This window comes from Solibacillus isronensis, assembly GCF_023715405.1.
GTDB classification, from domain to species: Bacteria; Bacillota; Bacilli; order Bacillales_A; family Planococcaceae; genus Solibacillus; species Solibacillus isronensis_B.
Genome location: NZ_JAMBOC010000001.1, coordinates 1 through 23481, shown reverse-complemented (window position 1 = coordinate 23481; position 23481 = coordinate 1). Strand labels below are relative to the sequence as shown.

Here is a 23481-nt window from a genome sequence, read left to right as displayed (position 1 = left end):
AAAAGTACAAGTAACTGTTTTATGTTTGTTCTTTTCCTAACGTACGATCAAAGAACAGACATGGAATAATTGCAATGACAATGAGTAGTGATAATATTAGCATCAATATTTGCATGCCATATAAATCTACCATTAACCCGCCAAATACAGGGCCAATCATCCGTCCAATTGTTGATGCACTATTGACAAGCCCTTGATAGAAGCCTTCTTGTCCATGAGGCGCCAATTTATTGGCAATCATCGGAATAACCGGTGTAAAGAACACTTCCCCAAACGTCAAAATGACCATCGCTGCAGCAAACATCTTAAAGTCCTGCGCAAAATAAACGACGATATAAGATAGCGACATCAATATGAGACCAAGCACCAACTGATGTTTTATTTTGTTTTCCCAACGTGTGACAAGCGGTCGGATAATCGGTTGAACTGCAACGATCATGAAGCCGTTGATCGTCCATAATAAACTGTATTCGGACAGACTCATTCCTAACCCTTGTGTATAAGAAGAAATGGTCGCACTCCATTGAGAGTAGCTTAACCAGCAAACGATTAAAGAGATACTTAATATACTGATTGCCACAATCGGTCCCCTATTTCTTCTTTTTGTCTCATTACCTGAGAACGGTTTAGTTGTCAGTCCCTTCATATCAAAACGCTTATATGTCGTGATGACAAGCACAAAAAATATAGCATAGAAAAATAGATTCGCACTAAATACATAGTCAAACTTAATATCGGCAACAATGCCTGCCAATGCCGGGCCAATTGCGACCCCTACGTTATTTGCCAAAAAGATCGAGTTAAACGCACGTCGACCCCCTTCTGGCCAGGCACTCCCTGCTATCGCATAGATGGCCGGGTACACAATTCCTCCACTAAAGCCCAACATCGTCAAAAATATGATGTATTGCGGCCAATCATGCCAAATGGTCAACAGTGTGATTGACAATAAATTAAATACAACCCCAATTAAAATTGCTTTATAACCACCTAATTTATCAAATAAATAACCACCTACTAGATTACCGAACACACCTGCCAATGAATTTAGCATGAGGACAATTCCAGCTGTAGTTAAAGTTTTCCCTAAATGATCATGGATATAAATGCTATTTAAAGGCCATAAAAATGAATTTCCGACCGTATTTACGAATGTGCCAATAATTAAAAACCATACTTGTTTCGGCAATCAACTTCCTCCTTCAATATTTGCTCAATTTACTAGTTTATTCTTTAACAGGAATTTGTACAAGAAAAAGATTTCTATTAGGACACGATGTTCTGTCCGTGTTAGAATAATACGTTAGAGGAGTGAACAAGGAATGACTGAAACAAATTTCCCTTTCCCGTCAGACGGGAAACGTTATTATACATGGAATCGCTATTTACGAAATGAATTCGGAAAGAAAGTTTACAAGGTTGCTTTGGATGCAGGGTTTGATTGCCCAAACCGTGATGGTACGGTCGCTTTTGGCGGTTGCACGTTCTGTTCGGCAGCTGGTTCAGGAGACTTTGCGGGCAGTAAAGTTGATCCGATTCCGGTACAGTTCGAAAAGATTAAAGCAAAAATGGAGAACAAATGGAAAGATGGCTTAACTATGGCCTACTTCCAAGCGTATACAAATACACATGCTCCACTTGAAGTATTAAAGGAAAAGTTCGAAGCAGCACTTGCCTGTGAAGGAGTAATGGGACTTTCAATTGCAACGCGTCCTGACTGTTTGCCGGATGATGTTGTAGAATATTTGGCAGAGTTAAATGAACGTACGTATTTATGGGTAGAGCTAGGACTTCAAACAGTTCATGAAAAAACGGCCAATTTAATTAACCGCGCACATGATTACGCTACATATGTAGAAGGTGTTAATAAACTGCGCAAGCATGGTATTCGAGTTGTGACACATATTATTAACGGATTACCTTTAGAGGATTACGATATGATGATGGAAACAGCCCGTGAAGTGGCAAAGCTTGATGTACAAGGGATTAAAATCCATCTACTGCACCTTTTAAAAGGAACACCACTTGTGAAGCAATACGAAAAAGGCATGCTGGAGTTTATGGATAAGGATGCTTATATTCAACTCGTGGCAGATCAGCTAGAAATTATTCCCCCTGAAATGATCGTCCACCGTATTACAGGTGATGGCCCAATCGATTTAATGATCGGTCCGATGTGGTCTGTCAACAAATGGGAAGTTCTGAACGGAATTGATGCAGAGCTGGAACGTCGTGGTTCCTACCAAGGGAAGTTTTATAAGGCGGATGTGACAAAATGAAATTAGAACGTGTTCTTCAATATGCCCAAACCTTATTGGAAATGTCAGTTTCCGAGGGTGATATTGCAGTCGATGCAACAGCAGGAAATGGACATGATACACTTTTTTTAGCCAATCTCGTTGGAGATGACGGTTATGTATATGCGTTTGATGTGCAAAAGGAAGCGGTTGATGCAACATTACACCGACTGCTCGATAACGCACTTGAGCATCGGGCAATCGTTTTAAGAGACGGGCATGAAAATGTGGCAAACTATATTCACAAACCTGTTTCAGCCGCTATTTTTAATCTTGGTTATCTGCCAGGCAGCAATCATGAAATTGTAACAAAGCCGAACACTACGATCCAAGCGATTGAAAGTTTGTTAAAGCTGTTAAAAGTCGGGGGAATGATCGTTTTAGTCGTTTATCATGGTCATGAAGGCGGAAAAGACGAGCGCGACGAAGTAATTCGCTATGTAAGTGATTTACCGCAAAAACATGTACATGTTCTGCGCTATGAGTTTGTGAATCAGAAAAATGATCCCCCGTTTATCATTGCATTAGAAAAAGTAAAAGAATTTCCGATAGAGGGCTAAGTTTTCTTAGCTCTTTTTCTATCTTTAATGAGGTGAAATGATGCGTTTATGGCATACCGAGTTAATCCCTTTTATTCCAAAAAGTCAGTTGCTTGCCCAGTGGCGCGAGTTGAACAGCATTTTCGTGAAGGAAGACAAACATGTATTAATCAATTATATTTATGAATACCCAAAAGAGGATTTATATATTTATACGCAAATTGTTCTGAAGGAAATGCGCGCCAGAAACATTACAATTCGTACGATTGATAAGATGGATCGTTATTTTGCCGATTTTAGTTTGTCTGAATATGAATACTATCCGCCATACAGCCGCCACCATAATGATGAGTATTTAACGATTTGCTACTATAATTTATATGAAAAATATATTCGCGGACAAAAAGATTTTACTACGGAACAATTTGAGGCACTACATCAGTATTATTCCATAAAAAAAGGAGCAGCTTTTTAACTAGCTGCTCCTTTTAATCTATTAATCTTTCTTATATGTCTCCCAGAAATCAGCATTTTTAATTCCGAGTTTTTTCGGATCAAATACTGGGTCTTTTCCTTCTTTTTTCTGTTGCTCATAATCCTTCAATGCAATGAGGGCAGGCTTCATAATGAATAATAGCATAATTACGTTAATCCAAACCGTTAATCCTAAACCAACGTCACCGAATGCCCAAGCTAAATCGGATGTTTTAACTGTTCCGTAAAATGCCGAAGCCAATAATATGAATTTCATTAACAATATCCCGATTCGTCTTGCCTTACCATTAAACATATATGAAACATTCGTTTCAGCAATATAGTAATATGCCATTAAAGTTGTAAAGGCAAAGAAGAACAGTGCAATCGCTACAAACCCCGAACCAAAGTTATTTAAAGATGGGAACGCATCGTTTACCGCTGCTTGCGTAAAGCCTGAATACGTTATTGTCTCATCCATTTTTGCTTCGATCAGCGCTCCATCTTGGCTACCCTCATGGACATTGTATGTACCCATGAATAAAATCATCAGTGCTGTTGCAGAACATACTAGTAATGTATCAATATAAATTGATGCTGCCTGCACTAAACCTTGTTTTGCCGGATGTGATACTTCTGCAGCAGCAGCTGGATGTGCACCAGTACCCTGCCCTGCTTCGTTTGAATAGATAGCACGTTTTACACCCCAGAAAATAGCGCTACCAATCATCCCGCCAAATACCGCATCTGCCGCAAACGCACTGCGGAAAATTAATGCTAACACTTCAGGCACAGCTGTAATATTCATAATAATAATAATACCGGCTACTAATAAATAGGCTAATGCCATGAACGGAACTAAAATTTGTGCTGTGTTCGCAATACGTTTAACCCCGCCAAAAATAATGACCGCTAATAAAAGAATCGTAATTAGACCAGTAATCCATGGATCAATACCGAATGCGTTATCAACCGCACCTGCAATGGCATTTGCCTGAACACCTGGCATTAAAAACGCAACAGATGCAATCATGGCAACCGCAAAAATAATTCCTAATGCGCGAATTCCCGTTGTTTTTTCAATGTAGAATGCCGGGCCTCCTCGATACTGCCCATCTTTTTTCTCTTTGTAAATCTGCGCCAATGTGGACTCCATGTACGCTGTAGATGCCCCAATAAAGGCTGTAACCCACATCCAGAACACCGCTCCCGGACCCCCAAAAGCAATTGCTGAAGCCGTCCCTACAATATTCCCCGTACCGACACGACCCGACAACGCAATCGACATTGCTTGGAAGGAAGAAACTCCGGCATCGGACTTTTCCCCTGTGAACATTAGCGTGAACATGTCTTTAATAAGCCTGACTTGCGCAAACTTTGTAAGGATAGAGAAAAACAAACCAACGATTAAAATACCATAAATCATGACAGGACCCCATAAAATATTGTTGGCCCATCCTACAAAATCATTCAAGAAATCCATACTATACCCCCTTTGTTGAAATAATGTATTAATTTGAAATTTAGTATATTACAAATATTCGAAAATTTCGATATATTTTTTTAAAGAAAATAAAAATAAACCTAACAAAGTATGATTTTGTTAGGCTTATCACTATTCAATAATATATCCCAAGTCTCTTAAAACATTATTAATATAATCTATCGTAAATTTAAAAACATCTTCCCTTTCCACTTCAAAATAAAGGCTGTGGAGGCAACCTTTCCATTGCTTATAGTGAAACTCGGAAAGCGTATGTTCTGTTATCCATTTCTTTGATGTACTAATGTCTGTAACTTTATCATTTTCACCTGTCATTAATAATACCGGGATATCCGGGAACTTCAATTCGGGGTTACGGATTGTACGCGTCATCTGCTGCCAGTCGCGATACCATTTTACCGTCACCATACTCGTTAACGGTAATTGTTCTTTCAACTCCATTAATACATCTGTATTCCGGGTAAGATGGTGAGGCTCCAACTCATGTTTCAGCTTAACATTCGATGTAATGGCGCTGAAGCTTGATAAAGCATTCGACAGTTTACCCGGTGCCAGCTTTAAGTTAAACCAAGGGGATGTTAAAACAACACCCGCACATTCTATTTTATTGTTCTGGAGCACGTAAGTAGCTATTGCAGCCCCTAGCCCATTTCCGACGATAAAAAGCGGTAAATTATATTCTAGTGCCACTTTCAATAACACTTTTGTATACTTGTAATATTCTTTAAAATCTTCATCATGATACTTTGTATACTTTCCTTGCTCTCCATGTCCCGGCAAATCTCCCATCACAACGTGAAAGTGAGAACTACGGAACTTTTCGATTAACCATGCGTACCACCGATGATGTTCATATGCGCTATGAAGAATAACGACTACGGCTTTTGGTTGTTGCTCTGTTTCCCATTTCCACATGGCCATACTCCTTACATGTAAATTATTTTTATGTCATAAACACGAGACCTTTAATTTTAAATCTGAGTTTTGCCGTGTATCAAAAAATTATGGTATTGCGCCTTCTTTAATATCGGCATCATTATATTACTATTTATTTGTTTAATTATAATACATTCCGATCTAAAAGAAATGTTAATTGAAAAATCTTCACGTTTTGTTACGATATCTATAGATTTATCTACAATTTTATAGAAGAAATGAGGAAATGAAAAATGATATACCCTTATAAGGATAAAATACCGACGATTCACCCTTCTGCATTTATTGCCGACTATGCCACAATTACCGGCGATGTAACAATAGGAGCCGAAACTTCAATTTGGTTTAACACAGTAATCCGCGGCGATGTAAACAAGACAATAATTGGCGACCGTGTCAGCATCCAGGATTTGAGCTGCCTTCACCAAAGTCCCGCTTACCCTCTCATTATTGAAGATGAAGTAACAGTAGGTCATCAAGTTACATTACATAGCTGTACAATTAAGAAACGTGCTTTAGTTGGTATGGGTTCCATCATATTGGACGGAGCCGTTATAGGCGAAGGAGCATTTATCGGTGCCGGTAGTCTTGTGCCACCGGGAAAAGTGATTCCTCCCAACTGTTTAGCGATGGGACGCCCAGCAAAAGTTGTACGTGAAGTAACTGCAGAAGATCGCGCAGATATGGATCGCATTATTTCCGAATATGTAGCGAAGGGACAATACTATAAATCACTTCAGAAATAATTTCACACTCATTTACTGTTTATCGAAATCTCTACCTATAATATAGGAAGTTTACTGGAAATTACAAAAAAGGAGCTATCCATTTAACCGGATGCTCCTTTTTATTTTATTAGATTCCTGCTTTTGCTTTTAATTCAGCTGCTTTATCCGTATTTTCCCATGGCACATTTAAATCTGTGCGACCGAAATGTCCGTATGCTGCTGTTTGTTTATAGATTGGGCGACGTAAATCAAGCATTTTAATAATGCCTGCAGGACGTAGGTCAAAGAGTTCACGAACCCAGTTTACGATTTGTGATTCTGCTACTTTTCCTGTACCAAATGTATCAACAGCGATTGAAACAGGTTGTGCAACACCGATTGCATAAGCAAGTTGCACTTCAGCACGGTCTGCTAAGCCAGCTGCTACAATATTTTTGGCAACATAGCGTGCTGCATACGCTGCAGAGCGGTCAACTTTTGTTGCATCCTTACCAGAGAATGCTCCGCCACCGTGACGTGCATAACCGCCGTAAGTATCAACAATAATTTTACGTCCTGTAAGACCTGCATCTCCTTTAGGTCCGCCGATTACGAAGCGACCTGTTGGGTTGATGAAGTACTTTGTAGCTTCATCCAATAAATGAGCAGGAACTACCGGTTTAATAACGTGTTCTTTAATGTCTGTTTGGATTTGTTCCAATGTTGCTTCTTCATCGTGCTGTGTTGAAATAACGATTGTATCTACACGAACAGGTTCATTGTTTTCATCATATTCGATTGTTACTTGTGTTTTACCATCCGGACGTAAATATTCCAATTCGCCTGATTTACGCACTTCTGTTAAACGACGCGCTAATTTGTGAGCTAAAGAAATAGGCATAGGCATAAGTTCCGGTGTTTCGTTACATGCATAACCAAACATTAAACCTTGGTCGCCTGCACCGATTGCTTCAAGTTCATCTTCAGTCATTGAACCTTCACGTGCTTCCAATGCCTGGTCAACACCTTGTGCAATGTCAGGTGATTGCTCTCCTACTGCTACTAGTACTGCAAGATTTTCAGCATCAAAGCCATACTTACCGCGTGTATAGCCGATTTCTGCTACTGTATCGCGGATAATTCCTTTCATATCTACATAAGTAGAAGTTGTAATTTCACCAGATACTAATACTAAGCCTGTTGTTACCGTAGTTTCACAAGCTACACGTGCATTTGGATCTGCAGCTAAAATAGCGTCTAAAATGGCATCCGAAATTTGGTCACAAATTTTGTCCGGATGTCCTTCCGTTACACTTTCTGATGTAAACAGTCGACGATTTGTCATGTCATTTCCTCCTAAATCACTTTGGCAATTGTTTTTTATTGATACGGTACTCATTACCCATGTCCGTTATATTGCAGGAATTACGCTGATGCGTAGCTGCCTTTTTAACGTCAAGCTATATTTGCTTTAACACGAGGGTCTGAAAGGCTGTAACTATATAATTTTCGTTCAGTACGAAATTGTAAAACAAAATAAAAAAAATCCTTTCTCTCATAGCCGTGTTCATCACACGTGAGGAAAGGATATTACGTTTCGTTACCTTTCACTCTTATCGTTCAAGGGAAATTTTGCCCTTGCATCAGGTTGGCACCAACACGTATAAAATATACGCAGGTTGCCGGGTTTCATAGGGCCTGCCCCTCCACCAGCTCGGGATAAGAGTATCCGTTCAATTAAACATCTTACGCAAAAATTCAAGTACTGTCAACAAATTTTGACTTTTTTCGATCTGCTAAAATTTACGAAAAAATAATTTGCAATTAGTATAGATTATTTCACTTAATGTGTTATACTATTTTTGAATTAGGAATCAACTCCCCTCTATAAGGGAATACTATAAAAAAGGATGGTATTTAATAGATGAATTCGGTAGAAATTGCTAACGAGCTGAAAGAACTTTTAAACGGGGAAAACATCAAAACTCAATTATCTGTTCCACAATTAATTGAAAAAGCTACATCACGCGGAGAAGCATCGCTAACTGTTGAAGGCGCATTACGTGCTGAAACAGGCAAATATACTGGCCGCTCTCCTAAAGATAAATATATAGTAGAAGAAGAAATTTCAAATGACAAAATCGATTGGGGTAAAGTAAACCGTCCGATCTCTGCAGAAGTATTTGATAAACTTTATGTAAAAGTTATAAATTACTTAAAAGAACGTGACGAGTTATATGTATTCAACGGTTTTGCTGGTGCAGACAAAGAGTCTCAATTATCTATTAAAGTAATTAACGAATATGCTTGGCATAATCTATTCTGTCATCAATTATTCATCCGCCCAACAGCAGACGAATTGGCTAAACACGTTGCCGAGTTTACAATCGTATCTGCGCCAAACTTCAAAGCAGATCCGGAAGTAGACGGTACTGGATCGGAAACATTTATTATAACATCTATCGAAAAGAAAATCATCTTAATCGGCGGAACTGAGTACGCAGGTGAAATGAAGAAGTCAATCTTCGGTATTATGAACTACTTATTACCTGAACAAGGTATCTTCCCAATGCACTGTTCTGCAAACGTTGGAGAAGAAGGCGATGTAGCATTATTCTTCGGTTTATCTGGTACAGGAAAAACTACTTTATCAGCTGACAAAGACCGTAAATTAATCGGTGATGACGAGCACGGCTGGTCTGACAATGGCGTATTCAACATTGAAGGTGGTTGCTATGCAAAAACAATCAACCTATCTGCTGAAAATGAGCCGGAAATTTACAATGCAATCCGCTTTGGTTCAGTATTGGAAAACGTTGCGGTAGACCCTGAATCACGTGAATGCGACTATGCAGACGGTTCTTTAACAGAAAACACACGTGTCGCTTACCCTATCGACTTTATCGACAATATCGTCTTGCCATCAGTAGCAGGTCATCCAAATACAATCGTCTTCTTAACAGCCGATGCATTTGGTGTATTACCTCCTATCTCTAAATTGACTAAAGAGCAGGCAATGTATCACTTCCTAAGCGGTTTCACTTCTAAACTTGCCGGTACAGAACGTGGTGTAACAGAGCCAGAACCAGTATTCTCTACATGCTTCGGTTCTCCGTTCCTGCCGCTTGCTGCAACTGTTTATGCAGAGCAATTAGGTAAGAAAATTGATGAGCACGGTTCACAAGTATTTCTAGTAAACACTGGTTGGACTGGTGGCGAATATGGTGTAGGCAGCCGTATGAAGCTTTCTTATACACGCGCAATGGTGCGTGCTGCAATCGACGGTAAATTAAATAACGTTGAAACTACCCAAGACGCTGTATTTGGATTAAACATCCCAGTAGCAGTTGAAGGTGTACCAACTAACGTATTAAATCCTCGTGATGCATGGGCAGACAAAGCTGCTTATGACAAAAAAGCTTCTGAACTTGCCGAACTGTTCAAAAACAACTTCAAGAAGTTCGAGAATGTTGATGAAGCAATCGTTCAAAAAGGCGGTCCATTAGTATAATTTACTAATCAGCCGTGTTTATTCAACCAAAAACAGCATTTTTCTCTAGGAGAAAAATGCTGTTTTTTATTGTGTTTATTGGCGTTTCATCCAATCACATAAGTTTTTCACAGTATCGCGGTTTAGGTTGGGAGGATAGTGATGCTTTAATCCAGATGAGTACCATGTCTCAACAGATTTCCCTTCCTTTTTTAAATACTGCTCCAGTTTATAGGCATGCTCTATATCAACATGCTGATCTTCTGTACCATGAATAATAAGTACGGGGGTTTGAAGTTTATCGATTTCAAATAATGGTGTACGGTCATCATAGTTTTCCGGTACTTTATTTGGAGTACCGCCAACAATTCTCTTTAAGCCGCGCCGCATATCAACACGGTCCCAATATGTTGCTGTCGCATCCGATACACCTGCCCAAGTTACGAGCGATTTGATATCATCACGTAAAATCGCTGTCCACAATACCATTAACCCGCCGCGGGAAAATCCATATAAATTCACTTTATCCACTTGAATAAATTGCTTCAGTACTTCTATGCCGTTAACTGCATCATAACGGTCATCACCCGCAAACTCGTCCTTACCTTCTCCTCCGCGATTTCCACGATAATACGGAGCAAATACAACGAAGCCTTGCATCGCAAATTGAGCAATACGTGCAGGCCTGACCATGCCGATCGATTGGAGTCCCCCACGCAAATATAAAAGCGCTTCATATGTACCAGGGGCTTTAGGACGCGCCAATAATCCTTTTACACGCAGTCCTTGTGACCAATACGTAATTTCATCTAATCGGATATGAGGATTTGGAGATGGGTAATTGCGTATCGAAAAAATCTTACCATTGTCGTTCATGATTTTTCACTTCCTGCAACATCTTTTTCATTCCTGCATCCCGCATATAGAAACTTAATTTTGGCTGCTGCCAAAGCTCTTCTTCTGTCAGCCATAACATGCCTTCTGTTTCATGATCTCCTGTAAAAGGTTCAATGTCCTTTACCTTAGCAGTAAAGACCGCTTTGCAAAAGGGAATCTCATCATGCACAATATAGTAGGCAAACCATTTTACATCTTCTATGACCACATTTGCTTCTTCGTAAACTTCACGGATAGCCGCTTCGTACAATGTCTCCCCGGGCTCCTGCTTGCCTCCAGGAAACTCAACGCCACGACGATGATGAATCGTGCATAACCATTTCCCTTTATATTGTACAAGTGCCAATACATGCTTCGGTTCAACTTCGAAAGGACCTTCATCAAATCTTAAATCTACTTTTAAATTATTTTCATCGATAAATGTAAACATCTTTTCGCTCAACTCCTACTATATAGTGTAACGAACAGATGTCTCCCGTTCAATCAAATCGCCTAATTAGCGCGTGAAGTACGGCAGTTGCTCGACGAATTTCTTCGCTTCCTCATCACCGAATTCATGAATCAGAGCATAGACTTTTTTTAGACGGTGGTCGATCTCATGATTTAATCTGTCCAAATGATATGGAATAAACGGCATATGGGCACGGAATGCATTTGACGCCTCCAGCTGCTGCATCTGATTGAACAGCTTCATAAATACACGCGCTTTTAATGGCTCCATTTTCAGTACAAATTCATAGGATGATCCAGGATGCAAATTGCATGTTAAATTGGCAACTGATACATAAACATTATTTTTTTCCATTATTCTCACCTCAAGTTTAAGGTGGTCCGCAATAATCTCGTTTATACATTGGAAGTATATCGTACAGTGAACGAATAAAAAACGACCCCGCATTTGGAGTCGTTTATCCAATATTATTTGCCTAAATAAGCATTTAACATCCATGTATGTTTCTCAAGACTTTGGAATTGAGCGTTCAGTAAATCCTCTGTGCGATCATCGCCTTCTTCTGAAGCAGTTTCCATTGCTTTATTTAAAGCTTCCATAATCGTATTGAAGTCAGTGATTAACTTAGAAACCATTTCCTCTGTTTCTTCTTTTCCTGAAGCCTCTTCAATTAGAGAAAGCTCTAAATGTTCCTTTAATGTTGCAACAGGCTTGCCGCCCTTCGTTAAAATACGTTCTGCAATTTCATCTAAATTTAATGTTACTTCGTTGTAAAGCTCTTCAAATTTAACGTGTAGTGTAAAGAATGATGGTCCGTTTACATACCAGTGATAGTTATGTAACTTCGTGTACATTACCGACCATGTTGCTACTAAATCATTTAATTGTGTGTTTAATTGTTTCTTTGCCATTGTCCTTCACCTCATAAATTATATTTAAAACTTCTTAACGAAGTTTTAATCCTGATATAAAAATCAGCTTACTACTTCTAATATTTTCAGAAATGTATCATGCTTGTATTATATCCGTTATCGCACTTCTTAAAACATTTAGTTCAACCATTATTCACACTTACCACATTTTTTTCCTGTAATATGGAAGGAAACGAGGTGAAAAAAATGAGCTTACCTATTGTATTGATTATTATCATAACGATTATGGGGATATTCGCATTCTCTATTATTTTACTTGCCCGGAAAAACAACGTATCATTAAAACAAACCGTTGATGACAAACCAATTCGGACTTATAAAAATGGAGAGCAAAAATAGCAATGAAAAAACTTTTTATCGGATTAATTCGTCTTTATCAAAAATATATTTCGCCAATGACGCCACCTTCTTGCCGGTTCCACCCGACCTGTTCACACTATGGAATTGAAGCAATTCAAAAACATGGTGCAATAAAAGGATCGGTCATGACCGTTATTCGTATACTAAAATGTCAGCCGCTTCATCCAGGTGGATTCGATCCAGTACCTGAAAAATGGCCTTCGAAAAAAAAATAATTTTCGAAGCCTTTTTTTATTGTTTTTTTTTATTGAATCCTGTAAGATTAAAAATGTTCAAAAATACAAATCGTAATTATTACTATTTAAGGAGATTTAATTATAATGAAAAAATGGTTTTCAATCATTTCGATGTTTACACTCATTTTATTATTAGCTGCTTGTAACACAGACGATACTAAAAAAGATACAAGCGAATCGCAGCAAAACAAAGATGCACTTTCTGTTTATACAACTGTTTATCCCTTGCAGTATTTCACAGAACAAATCGGCGGAGAGTTTGTTGATGTCTCTTCTATTTATCCAGCAGGTGCAAATGAACACTCATTTGAACCAACGCAAAAAGATATGATGGCGTTAGCAGATGCGGATTTATTTTTCTACGTTGGCCTTGGATTAGAAGGTTTTGTTGAAAATGCGCAAAAAACTTTGGCAAATGAAGATGTAAAATTAGTTGCTACTGCTGCTAATGTAACGGAAGATCAGCTTCATATTTCAACAGGACATACACATGCTGAGCATGAGGAACATGATGACCATGGACATGGAGAAGAGCATGCACACGAAGAACATGATGCGCATGTTTGGTTATCCCCGGTCATTTCACAGCAGCTGGCATTAACGATTAAAGATGAACTTGTCGCGGCATTACCGGAACACGAAGCAATATTCAATTCTAACTACGAACAATTAGTAACAGACCTGGCAACATTGCATTCAGACTTTGAAGCAATGGCTGCAGCTACGACGAAGAAAACTTTCTTTGTATCGCATGCAGCATTCGGCTATATTGCGGGACATTACGGCTTTAATCAAGTTCCTGTAGCTGGTCTTAACTCACAAAGTGAACCTTCACAAAAGGAATTAACGGCAATTGTTGATTTAGCGAATAAAGAAGAAATCCAATATATTTTCTTCGAGCAAAATGTTTCTTCGAAATTAACGGAAATAATTCAAAAAGAAGTAAATGCAGAAACATTAACATTGCATAATTTAAGTGTTTTAACAAAAGAAGATATCCAAAACAATGAAGATTACTTTACATTAATGCGTAAAAATATGGATGTCCTCAAACAAGCATTAAGCAATTAATAAACACAAAAGGTCCAAGCATTCATTATGCTTGGACCTTTTTTATCTCCGTATCACTCATCCAGCAGCTGCATCAACTTTCTTCGCAAAAGTTTATTGGAGCCGCTTCGAGGTAAACGGCTGACGAAGTGTACTTGTTTTGGGACTTTATAATTTGCTAAGTGCTGCGTGCAGAAGTGAATAATTTCTTGTTCTGTCATCTGTTTTTTGGCAACAATAAAGGCAACAGGTACTTGCCCCCATTTGTCATGCTCGACTCCACAAACTCCCGCCTCTTTTACGTTCGGATGTCCGAGGAGTATGTTTTCAATTTCAGCCGGATAAATATTTTCGCCACCTGAAATAATTAAGTCACTGCGTCGATCGACGACATACAAATACCCTTGTTCATCTAAATAACCGACATCTCCTGTATGAAGCCAACCATCGATGGTCGTCGGTTTATCTTTAAAGCGGCCGATATATTTCGGTGTTACATGAGGTCCGCGGATTAAAATTTCACCTATGGAGTCCCCGTCTTTTGCATCAATTTTTATTTCATTAAAAAACAGCGGCTTGCCGGCAGATCCGGTATGTGTCATGGCATCCTCGTTTGCCAATGTCGCGGTTTGTGAAGAAGTTTCAGTCATCCCGTAAGTTTGGGCAACACGTAAATCCAGTTTTTCCGCACGCTTCAAATAATCGACCGGTACTGGACCGCCCCCTGCTAATGCGGTTGTAAAATGCGGATGTGCCTTTTGTCCAGCCTGCTCCATTTCGGAAAGTATATTTTCCAATATGACTGAAACGACCGACATTTTCGTAACGGTGCCTTCCATAATTTCCCGAGCACACTTTTTTGCATCGAATTTTTCATATAAACGTATTTTCATCCCATATAGCAATGATCGGACGACAATCGAAAAACCACTTATATGAAAAATCGGGACAGTACAAAGCCATGTATCCTTCTCTGAAATGCCTAAATTCAATGCTGAGCTGATTGCGCTGGAACTATGATTTGAAACCGTTTGGCAAACACCCTTGGGAAACCCTGTTGTTCCGGATGTATACATGATCGTCAGTGCAAAGTCCTCTTCCCACTGTGATGCAATCTCATATTCCGACTCAGTAGTCTCATAAAGCTTGGAAAACGGAATGATCCGGGCATCATCAGGAAGTTTGGCAAGCTCTTCATCGGCTACTAATATCGCATCTACTTCCGCATCTTCAACTTGATACGCAAGCTCCTGCTTAGCCAGTCTTCCATTTAACAGCACCATCTCACACTGTGCCTGCATACATGCATATAGCAGCCTGATTAAAGGTGGTGTAGACGGGGCTAAAATAGCTACCCGTTTTCCATTTGTTAAACGTAGTGTATTTAATTTATATGCTAGGCTGACAGACGTTAAATAAAGTTCTTTAAACGTCCATTGCTCGTCATGAAAGCTCAGTGCAACCCGATTCGGTGTTAAATAGGCTCGTTGCTTGATCCAGTTTGGCTGCATCCCTTATTCCTCCTATCGTAAAGAAAAGGGATGTCCAAAGTTTTCGGACATCCCTTTTGAATATTATAACGAACAAATCAAGGGAAACGTGGGAATTGACCGAAGTCTGGTTTACGTTTCTCTTTGAATGCATCGCGGCCTTCTTTTGCTTCATCAGTTGTGTAGTAAAGAAGTGTCGCATCACCAGCAAGCTGTTGGATACCAGCTAAACCGTCTGTGTCTGCGTTCATTGCAGCTTTTAAGAAACGTAATGCTGTTGGAGACATTTCCAGCATCTCTTCACACCATTTTACTGTTTCATCTTCTAACTGCTCATATGGTACAACTGTGTTTACTAAGCCCATTTCAAGTGCTTGCTGCGCATCATACTGACGGCATAAGTACCAGATTTCACGAGCCTTTTTGTGTCCTACGATACGTGCTAAGTAACCTGAACCGTAACCAGCATCGAACGAACCGACTTTAGGTCCTGTTTGACCGAAACGTGCATTTTCTGCAGCGATTGTTAAGTCACATACTACGTGCAGTACGTGGCCGCCGCCGATTGCATAACCTGCTACCATTGCTACAACCGGTTTAGGAATTTTACGGATTAACGTTTGTAAATCTAAAACGTTTAAGCGAGGGATCTGGTCATCGCCTACATAGCCACCATGACCGCGTACTTTTTGGTCGCCGCCTGAGCAGAATGCATGCTCGCCTTCACCTGTTAAAATAATTACGCCCACACGCTCATCATCACGAGCACGTGTGAAAGCATCGATCATTTCCGCTGTTGTTTTTGGGCGGAAAGCGTTGCGAACTTCTGGACGGTTAATCGTAATTTTTGCGATTCCGTTATAGTATTCATACTTAATATCTTCGTAAGTATGTAAAGATGTCCATAGACGTTGCTTTGTCATATATATTGCCTCCTAATTCGGTTATGAAATCGTTTCCTTTACTATTGTAGCAAACTTTGTCGGATTTTCCACATGAATTGCGTGGCCAACTGCTGGAATTATAAGATGATTTGCTTTTTCGATAAGCTCCTGCATTTCATTGTTTAATTGAATGAATTTTTCGTCAAGTTGTCCGGTTACGAGTGTCACAGGCATTGTTAATGTATTAAGCTTACCCCAAAGTTCCGGCATTACACCTGTTCCCATACCGCGCAGACTGTTTGCAAGTCCTATTTCCCTTTGCTGTATGCGCTCAGATCGAATTTCCTGCTGTACTTCTGCGGGAAGACTTTTTTGAGAAGCAAACAACGGGATATTTCCCCACTTGTTTACAAATGATTCTATCCCATTTGCAAGTATCTTTTCCGCGAGTGTATCATCCGCCTGTTTTCGTATAGTACGCTGTTGTTCATCCAATAGACCGGGAGAAGCGCTTTCCAAAAGCAAATGATTAATTCCAGACGGATAACGAACCGCATAGCTCAACGCAACACGTCCTCCCATCGAATAGCCTACAAGCGAGAAAGTATCAAGCTGTAATTGATGAAAAAGTTCATGTAGCAGTTCCACTTGAAATGCCATCGAGTAGAATTTCACAGTAGTTGGTGCTACTGTTTTACCATGTCCGATTAAATCAACAGCAATACACCGGATGTTTGACGGCAGTTGCGAAATAATCTTTTTCCAAGTATTTGTGCTCCCTGTAAAACCGTGGAGAAATACAACCGTTTGAGTTGCCTGTTCATTCCACTGTTCAATATGCACATCCAACCCTTTTACAGTGAATCGAGCCATTGTTCCATCACCTCATGAATCCGCGCCCATAGCTGACGGTGCTGCTTCACATTCTCTTCACGATCTGTGAAAGCTTCGATTAGTTTAATCGATGTTTGTTTATCCACAGACAATGCAGTCGTAAATTGTTCCAATGATGTTGCTTTTACGTAATCCAAATCATACATTTTGGCCATTTGTTCGAATGTCAATGCAGTCGGTGTACCAAAAAGATCTTCATAATGCTCCTCTACCTTCGATTGCGGTAAATAAGAGAAAATGCCGCCACCGTCATTATTCATGACAATTACCGTTAAATCACATTGCTGATAACGACTTGCAACAAATGCATTGGCATCATGCAAAAATGCTAAATCCCCAATCAATAAATACGTTTTGCGGTTTTTGCGACCATTACTGAATCCAAGTGCTGTAGATGTTACCCCATCAATCCCGTTTGCTCCGCGGTTTGCGAAAATTTGAACAGGACGATTTTGTGTAAGTAAAAACGTATCAATATCACGAATCGGCATACTGCTGCTGACATAAATGTCGGCGTCTTCCTCAATACTTGTAAGGAATGCCTGTACCATTGCTCCTTCGTCATCGGCAAATTGGCTGTACTTTTCAATAACATCAGCTGCAAGTAAATCTGCCATTTTCCAGAATTGAACGTATGCCATTTCTGCTTGAGAATTAGCTAATTTCACATCCGACAGCCATTCTCCTGGCAAGGCATGAATGAAATGTGTCGACATATGAGTAGAATCTCTATACATCGGATCTTCATCGATGACAATATAGCTTTGCGGGTTTGCCTGTACGATAAACTGCATTAAAAATTTTGAAACAGGCTGTGCTCCGAAACGAATGACCGTCTGTGGTCGAACATTACGCTTGAAGCGCTCATTTTTCATCAATGTATCATATGTAGTAATCGCATATATTTGGCAATCTTCCGGTATTTCTGTACGCAAGTTCGATAAGCTTTCAATCATTACCGGCCATTTCACTTCACGAATGAAATCCCATAAATGTTCCGTGTTCGTTCCTAGCGGCAGTTCCCCGACGATCAGGATTCCGGTCGTTGTTTGTTCGATGATTTCTGTCAGTTCAGCCATCGCTTGCTTTGCAGGCCGAAGCTCATTTGTATAGCTTTTAATAAAGCTTGAAACAGGCAATGTTTCCGCAAATTCAATGATTAACGGTTCACGGAACGGTATATTTAAATGGACCGGTCCAAACGGTGCTGTCGTTGCAATATTTACCGCACGCACTGTATGGCGTTCGATAAACGGAAGCGTTTGCGGTGCCTCATCCGGAATCGGAAATTCTGCCGACCATTTCACATTTTCACCGTATAATCGCACTTGATTGATCGTCTGCGGTGCTCCTACTTCGCGCAATTCATGCGGACGGTCTGCTGTTAAAACAATTAGCGGCACTCGTGCATATTTTGCTTCAACAATGGCCGGATAGTAATTGGCCGCCGCTGTTCCCGATGTACATACGAGTACGACCGGTTTTGCAGTCGATTTAGCTAAGCCAAGTGCGTAAAAGGCTGCGGCCCGTTCATCAACTTGACGATGCATTTCAATTTCCTTCGTTGAGGCAAATGCATAGGCAAGCGGTGTAGAGCGGGAGCCGGGACTTACGACAACCTGCTCTACACCAGATGCTACTAACGCTGACACAATTGTATAAACATAATTCGATAATACTTCACGATCATTCATGTAACTGGCCTCCTAAAGCTCGAAGCATTGGACGGAATTTCACGAGTGTCTCTTCATATTCCGATTGTGCTTCCGAATCTTCGACAATGCCTCCGCCTGCATATAAGTACGCTTTATCCTGTACTAATGCAGCCGAACGAATTGCTACTGCAAACTCGCCATTTCCATCGGCATCAAGCCAGCCGATTGGTGCCGCATACAGCCCTCGGTTCATCGGCTCATATGTTCGGATTATTTCCATTGCCTGTTCACGCGGAACACCGCCTAAAGCTGGTGTTGGATGCAAATGTTTTACTAGCTGCAAAATAGTTGCATCTTCATTTAATTGTCCTTCAACAGGTGTATATAAATGCTGAATATCACGGATTTTTAATAACTTCGGTCCATGAGGGACTTTTACTTCCGTACAATTCTTGTTAAATGTATCGGTAATCATCTCAACAACATAATGATGCTCACCAAGGTTTTTCAAATCGCTCAGCAACGTTTTTCCTAATTCCTCATCGGCTTCAGCTGTTGTGCCTCGCTTAATCGAGCCTGCTACACATGAGGAATAGGCACGCCCGCTGTCTACTTTTACTAAACGTTCCGGTGATGCACCGTAAAACAGTAAATCACCATGCTCCAAGCCAAACAAATAGCTCTCCGGCTGTTCATGTACGACATGTGACAAAATTTGCGGAGATGTAATCGATTCCTCAAATTGCAATGCTAAAGATCGTGCAATAACAACCTTTTGCGCTTCATTTGCTTTGATCAGGCTAGTCACCTTATTGATTGAATTCATATATTCGTGCTTATATGGTTCCATATAGCTTGTCATCGTTGGTTTCGGATAAGTTTTCACTTCCTTCACCTGTGCTGCATGAATGAGCTCATCACGCTCTTTACGAAGTGCTTCAAACGTTTTCGCGCTGTTTTCCTCATCCGTAATATAGTTAATTGTTACATAAGCTTTATCATTGCGAATAACTAACTGATGTGTTGCGACAGTAAAGTAGCTTTGCGGGAAGTTTGTCCATTCTGCCGAAACATCATTTTGCGGATCAAAAGTAAAGCCGCCAAAAAGGATAGGCTGCAGATGCTGATCTTCCTGGATGATTTGACTCGTCAGTTTTTTCCATTCACGTTCAACTAAATCGAAACGAGCGTCAGACGCATTGTTTTCGATTGTATAGGCATGTCCTAAACCAACTAATGTGAAGGTTTTTTCACGATTTTGCCAGTAGTTGCGTTTTCCTTTATACTTCGATTCGCCAGCCGCAAAAAATGCCAATGCGGATAATCGGCTTACTTCGATTGTTTCCATATAAAAAATTTGCTTTGAATTTGAGCCTACTTCTATTTCAGTGGCGTTGTACCACTTGTGTTGCATGAAAATTCCCTCCGTCATGTTGCAAATTCACTAAGTATGATGCAAGTATAGCGTTATTTTAATACGTGCCTGAATTTTTATATAATTTGCTCATTTTTTTTGCGTTCGCGCAGTAAATAATACCTTCCTATCATAACATTTTTCGAGCAAACGTTACATGTATTGTCCCTTCACTCTGTTCAATTTGTTTTATATGCATTACAATAGTTTAGATAATTGTATTTAGTTAGGAGCGTTTTTTTATGACAAAAGTCGTTGAAGCGGACAAGGGATTTAAAGTCTGGTGGCATTTAACACGGCCCCACACATTAACAGCTTCATTTGTACCTGTATTATTAGGTACGTCTATGGCACTTTCAATAAATCATGAAACAATTCATTTCGGACTATTTTTTGCAATGCTTATTGCCAGTATGCTAATACAGGCAGCAACTAATATGTTCAATGAATATTATGATTATAAACTTGGCCTGGATAATGAAAACTCAGTCGGTATTGGAGGCACAATCGTCCGACATGGTGTAGCACCAAAAACAATTATGGCTATTGCGCTAAGCTTTTACGGTATCGCGATGCTATTAGGCGTTTACATATGTGCCATGACATCCTGGTGGCTTGTTGCTGTCGGTCTTGTATGTATGCTTATCGGCTATTTGTATACTGGAGGACCGTATCCGATTGCTTATTCACCGTTTGGGGAGCTGGTTTCGGGGGCAGTAATGGGTATGGGTATTGTTCTAATTGCCTTCTTTATTCAAACAGGAGATGTAACAGCTGATGCTGTAATTATTTCAGTGCCGAGTATGATTTTAGTTGGGGCAATTATGCTTTCTAATAATATCAGGGATATTGTTGGAGATACAGAAGGCGGACGTAAAACGATGGCCATTTTAGTTGGCCGACATAACGCTGTAACAGTACTTGCCGGTTTCTTTATTGTTTCGTATGTTTGGATTGTCGTTCTCGTAGTTCTTGGCCATTTAACACCATGGGCACTGCTTGTATTATTAAGCGCAAAGAAACCGGTTGAAGCGATTAAATTATTCCGAGCAAAAGAAAAACCGCTTGAAGTAATGCCGGCAATGAAATATACAGCCCAAACAAACACGATTTTCGGTTTCTTGTTGGCTGTAGGTCTATTAATTTCATATTTCATTTAAAACTAGTAGAGGTATGTTGAACATTCAACATACCTCTTTTACTATTCAGTCACTTCTTCTACATGGTCAATACAAGTTAAAGCTGTTGGAATCGCTTCTAAGCGTTCAAAAGGAATCTCTTTTCCGCATACGATACATTCCCCGTATGTGCCTTCATCCATTGCGTTTAAAGCTGTTTGTATTTTTTCGATTTCGTCTTCCTTCAATTCACTCAATGTTTTTTCTGTAACCATTGTCGTTAAATCGGTTGCTGCATCTGCCGGATGATTATCAACTGCAGTTATTTCTGTGTCCTCTAAAGGCGGTTCTTCATTAACATGCTCCTGCAATGTTGCAAGCTCCTCTTCCAAAATGCTGCGTAATTGTTGTAATTGATTGATATCCATATAAAATCCCCCTTTTTTCCATTAATAAAATATTACCTATATGAGGAATTCTAAACATCTTTTCTTATTTGTTCGCTGCATAAACAGCGATTACATCATGCAAGAATTTTGTAGCACCGGGACCGACACGCTCATCATAGTAAGCAGTAAACCGTTCATCGCTTACATACATTTGTGCTAGGCCTATATGTGCTTCTGAGGTATACTTTGCCCAGGAGAAGCTTAGCCAGCGTTTATGAAGCTCTGCTGCTTCCATTGCAACGTCTGACGTTACATCGCCGGACGCCATCGCTTCTTTTAATCGTTCAAACAGTTGGTTTTCCAATTGCTGCATTGCATTATATTGTTCTTCTGTCATATCCCTAAATTTTTTATTGCTTGCTTCCACTTGAGCTTCACCGTATTTTTCACGTACTTCCTGGCCATAGCTCTTTTCGTTTTCTTCAATCAGTTTGTTTTTAAACACGTCAAACTTTTGTTCATTTGTCATCTTAAGTTCCCCTTCCATCGTTTGGATTGTTTGTTCTATCGTTATTAGTAAGTCGTCGATATATCGTCTTTTCTTTTGTAATAGCTCAAATTGTTTTTTTAGCGCTTCTTTTACTTCATAATCAGGATGATCGAGCAATTTTTTTATTTCCTCTAACTTAAAATCAAGCTCCCGGTAAAATAGTATTTGCTGTAACCGGTCAATATCCCCTTGGCTATATTGCCGGTAGCCATTTTCCGCAACTGCAGAAGGCCTCAGCAAACCGATTTCATCATAATAACGTAGTGTGCGTGCACTCACACCCGATAGCTTGACTAGTTCGTTAATCAGCACATGATCACCTCCTATTTAGTACTATAAAGGTTGACGCAACGTGAAGGTCAATAGTTAATTATATTTTCTTAATTATTCTAAAAAAAGAAGCTAACCTAAGTGTTTTCAGGTTGCTTCAATTAACATCTTTTTCAATCTCGGGATAAACTCCTGCAAATAGCTTTCGGGCAGTGCAGACATTTGTTCTAGTCCGATCTGTTTCACTTCATCATGACGTAAATCATTTACGTATTTATAACCGGATACTTCGATTTCCTTTCTTTTATGTGTCGCAAGCAATATAAATTGGTTTAAGTTAGCAGAGTATATACCATCAAGTTCTTCGCGTTGAAGAGTAAACTGCTCAATTCCTCCTGTTAACACATATACAAATACGTTTGCAAACTCATAATCCTTTATTTTTTCATTGTCTATACTGTACGGGATGACTCCAAGTGACGTTAATTGCGAAAACATTACGTTAATCCCTACTTCTTCCTTTAATTCGCGTACACCGTCCTCAATCGTCTCCGTTGCCAGTATATGACCAGCTGCGGTGATATCAAATTGGTTTGGGTAATCCTTTTTATTTTTGCTTCTCAGCTGTAAATAAATGCGCCATTCTGAATCTGTTTTTTCAATAACCCAGCAATGAAACACTTCATGCCAATAACCTTTTGCATGAATGAGTTTACGTTGTTCAATGCCCGTTTCCTTATAATATTGATCAAATACTTTTAAACGTTCATTCACAAGATCCGCTCCTTTTATACAAAAAAAACGCTAAGCACATGTAACAGTACTTAGCGTTCTTCGTTTTCCTATGTATGACCCGTACGGGATTCGAACCCGTGTTACCGCCGTGAAAGGGCGGTGTCTTAACCACTTGACCAACGGGCCGATGGCGGAGACAGAGGGATTTG

Annotated in this window: 25 protein-coding genes, 1 tRNA gene and 1 riboswitch; of the genes, 9 read left to right on the top strand and 17 right to left on the bottom strand. The window is 39.8% G+C overall.

Features of this window, described 5'->3' with window-relative positions; all coding sequences use genetic code 11:
- Window positions 1–19: 19 nt before the first annotated feature.
- Window positions 20–1189, bottom strand: coding sequence for an MDR family MFS transporter (locus tag M3166_RS00130; RefSeq protein ID WP_251686434.1), 1170 nt, complete (start codon window positions 1187–1189; stop codon window positions 20–22).
- A gap of 133 nt (window positions 1190–1322) precedes the next feature.
- On the opposite strand from M3166_RS00130, the gene M3166_RS00125 reads away from it, so the two are divergent.
- From M3166_RS00125 to M3166_RS00115, 3 genes are read left to right on the top strand one after another with little or no spacing between them, the layout of a single operon-like run.
- Window positions 1323–2279, top strand: a complete 957-nt coding sequence (locus tag M3166_RS00125) for a TIGR01212 family radical SAM protein (protein WP_251686433.1) — start codon at window positions 1323–1325, stop codon at window positions 2277–2279.
- Window positions 2276–2857, top strand: coding sequence for a class I SAM-dependent methyltransferase (locus M3166_RS00120; RefSeq protein ID WP_251686432.1), 582 nt, complete (start codon window positions 2276–2278; stop codon window positions 2855–2857). The genes M3166_RS00125 and M3166_RS00120 overlap by 4 nt, the downstream gene beginning before the upstream one ends.
- Window positions 2858–2897: 40 nt before the next feature.
- Window positions 2898–3311, top strand: a complete 414-nt coding sequence (locus M3166_RS00115; RefSeq protein WP_251686431.1) for a pyrimidine dimer DNA glycosylase/endonuclease V — start codon at window positions 2898–2900, stop codon at window positions 3309–3311.
- Between the two features lie 21 nt (window positions 3312–3332).
- Here the strand turns inward: M3166_RS00115 and M3166_RS00110 are convergent, their stop codons facing one another.
- Both M3166_RS00110 and M3166_RS00105 read right to left on the bottom strand, forming a co-directional pair.
- Window positions 3333–4793, bottom strand: a complete 1461-nt coding sequence (locus tag M3166_RS00110) for an alanine/glycine:cation symporter family protein (RefSeq protein ID WP_251686430.1) — start codon at window positions 4791–4793, stop codon at window positions 3333–3335.
- A 132-nt stretch (window positions 4794–4925) separates the two neighbouring features.
- Window positions 4926–5729: an alpha/beta hydrolase gene (locus M3166_RS00105; RefSeq protein WP_251686429.1), complete on the bottom strand. Its 804-nt coding sequence runs from the start codon at window positions 5727–5729 to the stop codon at window positions 4926–4928.
- 254 nt (window positions 5730–5983) lie between these two features.
- Here M3166_RS00105 and M3166_RS00100 point away from each other — a divergent pair, with 254 nt between their 5' ends.
- Window positions 5984–6496 carry a gamma carbonic anhydrase gene (locus tag M3166_RS00100; RefSeq protein WP_251686428.1) on the top strand — a complete coding sequence of 171 codons (513 nt, stop codon included), beginning with the start codon at window positions 5984–5986 and terminating at the stop codon, window positions 6494–6496.
- A 109-nt stretch (window positions 6497–6605) separates the two neighbouring features.
- Here M3166_RS00100 and metK read toward each other — a convergent pair whose 3' ends face one another.
- Entirely contained in the window at window positions 6606–7802 is a 1197-nt protein-coding gene (gene metK, locus M3166_RS00095) for a methionine adenosyltransferase (RefSeq protein WP_251686427.1), read from the bottom strand.
- A 265-nt stretch (window positions 7803–8067) separates the two neighbouring features.
- Window positions 8068–8183, bottom strand: a riboswitch (SAM riboswitch).
- Window positions 8184–8381: 198 nt separating this feature from the next.
- Between metK and pckA the strand changes: the two genes are divergently transcribed.
- Window positions 8382–9968 carry a phosphoenolpyruvate carboxykinase (ATP) gene (gene pckA / locus M3166_RS00090; protein ID WP_251686426.1) on the top strand — a complete coding sequence of 529 codons (1587 nt, stop codon included), beginning with the start codon at window positions 8382–8384 and terminating at the stop codon, window positions 9966–9968.
- Window positions 9969–10043: 75 nt separating this feature from the next.
- On the opposite strand, the gene M3166_RS00085 is transcribed toward pckA, so the two are convergent.
- The 4 genes from M3166_RS00085 to M3166_RS00070 all read right to left on the bottom strand — a co-directional run bounded on the left by M3166_RS00085 (window position 10044) and on the right by M3166_RS00070 (window position 12206).
- Window positions 10044–10823 carry an alpha/beta hydrolase family protein gene (locus tag M3166_RS00085; RefSeq protein WP_251686425.1) on the bottom strand — a complete coding sequence of 260 codons (780 nt, stop codon included), beginning with the start codon at window positions 10821–10823 and terminating at the stop codon, window positions 10044–10046.
- Window positions 10807–11274 carry an NUDIX hydrolase gene (locus M3166_RS00080; RefSeq protein WP_251686424.1) on the bottom strand — a complete coding sequence of 156 codons (468 nt, stop codon included), beginning with the start codon at window positions 11272–11274 and terminating at the stop codon, window positions 10807–10809. Before M3166_RS00080 ends, M3166_RS00085 begins: the two co-directional genes overlap by 17 nt.
- A gap of 66 nt (window positions 11275–11340) precedes the next feature.
- Window positions 11341–11649, bottom strand: coding sequence for a transposase (locus tag M3166_RS00075; RefSeq protein WP_251686423.1), 309 nt, complete (start codon window positions 11647–11649; stop codon window positions 11341–11343).
- Between the two features lie 113 nt (window positions 11650–11762).
- A complete protein-coding gene (locus M3166_RS00070; RefSeq protein ID WP_251686422.1) occupies window positions 11763–12206 on the bottom strand; it encodes a Dps family protein in 444 nt (147 codons plus the stop codon).
- A 207-nt stretch (window positions 12207–12413) separates the two neighbouring features.
- Here M3166_RS00070 and M3166_RS00065 point away from each other — a divergent pair, with 207 nt between their 5' ends.
- The 3 genes from M3166_RS00065 (at window position 12414) to M3166_RS00055 (ending at window position 13894) form a co-directional block, all read left to right on the top strand.
- On the top strand, window positions 12414–12566 hold the full coding sequence (locus M3166_RS00065; protein ID WP_251686421.1) for a hypothetical protein: 153 nt from the start codon (window positions 12414–12416) through the stop codon (window positions 12564–12566).
- A gap of 2 nt (window positions 12567–12568) precedes the next feature.
- Window positions 12569–12802, top strand: a complete 234-nt coding sequence (yidD, locus tag M3166_RS00060; RefSeq protein ID WP_251686420.1) for a membrane protein insertion efficiency factor YidD — start codon at window positions 12569–12571, stop codon at window positions 12800–12802.
- A 105-nt stretch (window positions 12803–12907) separates the two neighbouring features.
- Window positions 12908–13894 (top strand): metal ABC transporter solute-binding protein, Zn/Mn family, encoded by a 987-nt coding sequence (locus M3166_RS00055; RefSeq protein WP_251686419.1) that lies wholly within the window; start codon window positions 12908–12910, stop codon window positions 13892–13894.
- 53 nt (window positions 13895–13947) lie between these two features.
- Here the strand turns inward: M3166_RS00055 and M3166_RS00050 are convergent, their stop codons facing one another.
- The 5 genes from M3166_RS00050 to M3166_RS00030 form a co-directional block, all read right to left on the bottom strand.
- Window positions 13948–15384 carry an o-succinylbenzoate--CoA ligase gene (locus M3166_RS00050; RefSeq protein ID WP_251686418.1) on the bottom strand — a complete coding sequence of 479 codons (1437 nt, stop codon included), beginning with the start codon at window positions 15382–15384 and terminating at the stop codon, window positions 13948–13950.
- Between the two features lie 77 nt (window positions 15385–15461).
- Window positions 15462–16286: a 1,4-dihydroxy-2-naphthoyl-CoA synthase gene (menB, locus tag M3166_RS00045; protein ID WP_008408141.1), complete on the bottom strand. Its 825-nt coding sequence runs from the start codon at window positions 16284–16286 to the stop codon at window positions 15462–15464.
- 21 nt (window positions 16287–16307) lie between these two features.
- Complete coding sequence (gene menH, locus M3166_RS00040; protein ID WP_251686417.1) at window positions 16308–17120, bottom strand: 2-succinyl-6-hydroxy-2,4-cyclohexadiene-1-carboxylate synthase; 813 nt, start codon at window positions 17118–17120, stop codon at window positions 16308–16310.
- Window positions 17102–18835, bottom strand: coding sequence for a 2-succinyl-5-enolpyruvyl-6-hydroxy-3-cyclohexene-1-carboxylic-acid synthase (gene menD / locus M3166_RS00035; protein ID WP_251686416.1), 1734 nt, complete (start codon window positions 18833–18835; stop codon window positions 17102–17104). The genes menH and menD overlap by 19 nt, the downstream gene beginning before the upstream one ends.
- The gene (locus M3166_RS00030) at window positions 18828–20210 is read right to left on the bottom strand and encodes an isochorismate synthase (protein WP_251686415.1); all 1383 of its coding nucleotides are present in this window, start codon (window positions 20208–20210) and stop codon (window positions 18828–18830) included. The genes menD and M3166_RS00030 overlap by 8 nt, the downstream gene beginning before the upstream one ends.
- Before the next feature lie 242 nt (window positions 20211–20452).
- Between M3166_RS00030 and M3166_RS00025 the strand changes: the two genes are divergently transcribed.
- On the top strand, window positions 20453–21370 hold the full coding sequence (locus M3166_RS00025) for a 1,4-dihydroxy-2-naphthoate polyprenyltransferase (protein WP_251686414.1): 918 nt from the start codon (window positions 20453–20455) through the stop codon (window positions 21368–21370).
- A gap of 41 nt (window positions 21371–21411) precedes the next feature.
- Here M3166_RS00025 and M3166_RS00020 read toward each other — a convergent pair whose 3' ends face one another.
- The 4 genes from M3166_RS00020 to M3166_RS00005 form a co-directional block, all read right to left on the bottom strand.
- Complete coding sequence (locus M3166_RS00020; protein ID WP_251686413.1) at window positions 21412–21756, bottom strand: TraR/DksA C4-type zinc finger protein; 345 nt, start codon at window positions 21754–21756, stop codon at window positions 21412–21414.
- Window positions 21757–21820: 64 nt separating this feature from the next.
- Window positions 21821–22579, bottom strand: coding sequence for a MerR family transcriptional regulator (locus M3166_RS00015; protein ID WP_251686412.1), 759 nt, complete (start codon window positions 22577–22579; stop codon window positions 21821–21823).
- A gap of 105 nt (window positions 22580–22684) precedes the next feature.
- Window positions 22685–23311, bottom strand: a complete 627-nt coding sequence (locus M3166_RS00010) for an NUDIX hydrolase (RefSeq protein ID WP_251686411.1) — start codon at window positions 23309–23311, stop codon at window positions 22685–22687.
- 75 nt (window positions 23312–23386) lie between these two features.
- A tRNA-Glu gene (locus M3166_RS00005) sits at window positions 23387–23458 on the bottom strand.
- Window positions 23459–23481: the final 23 nt, after the last annotated feature.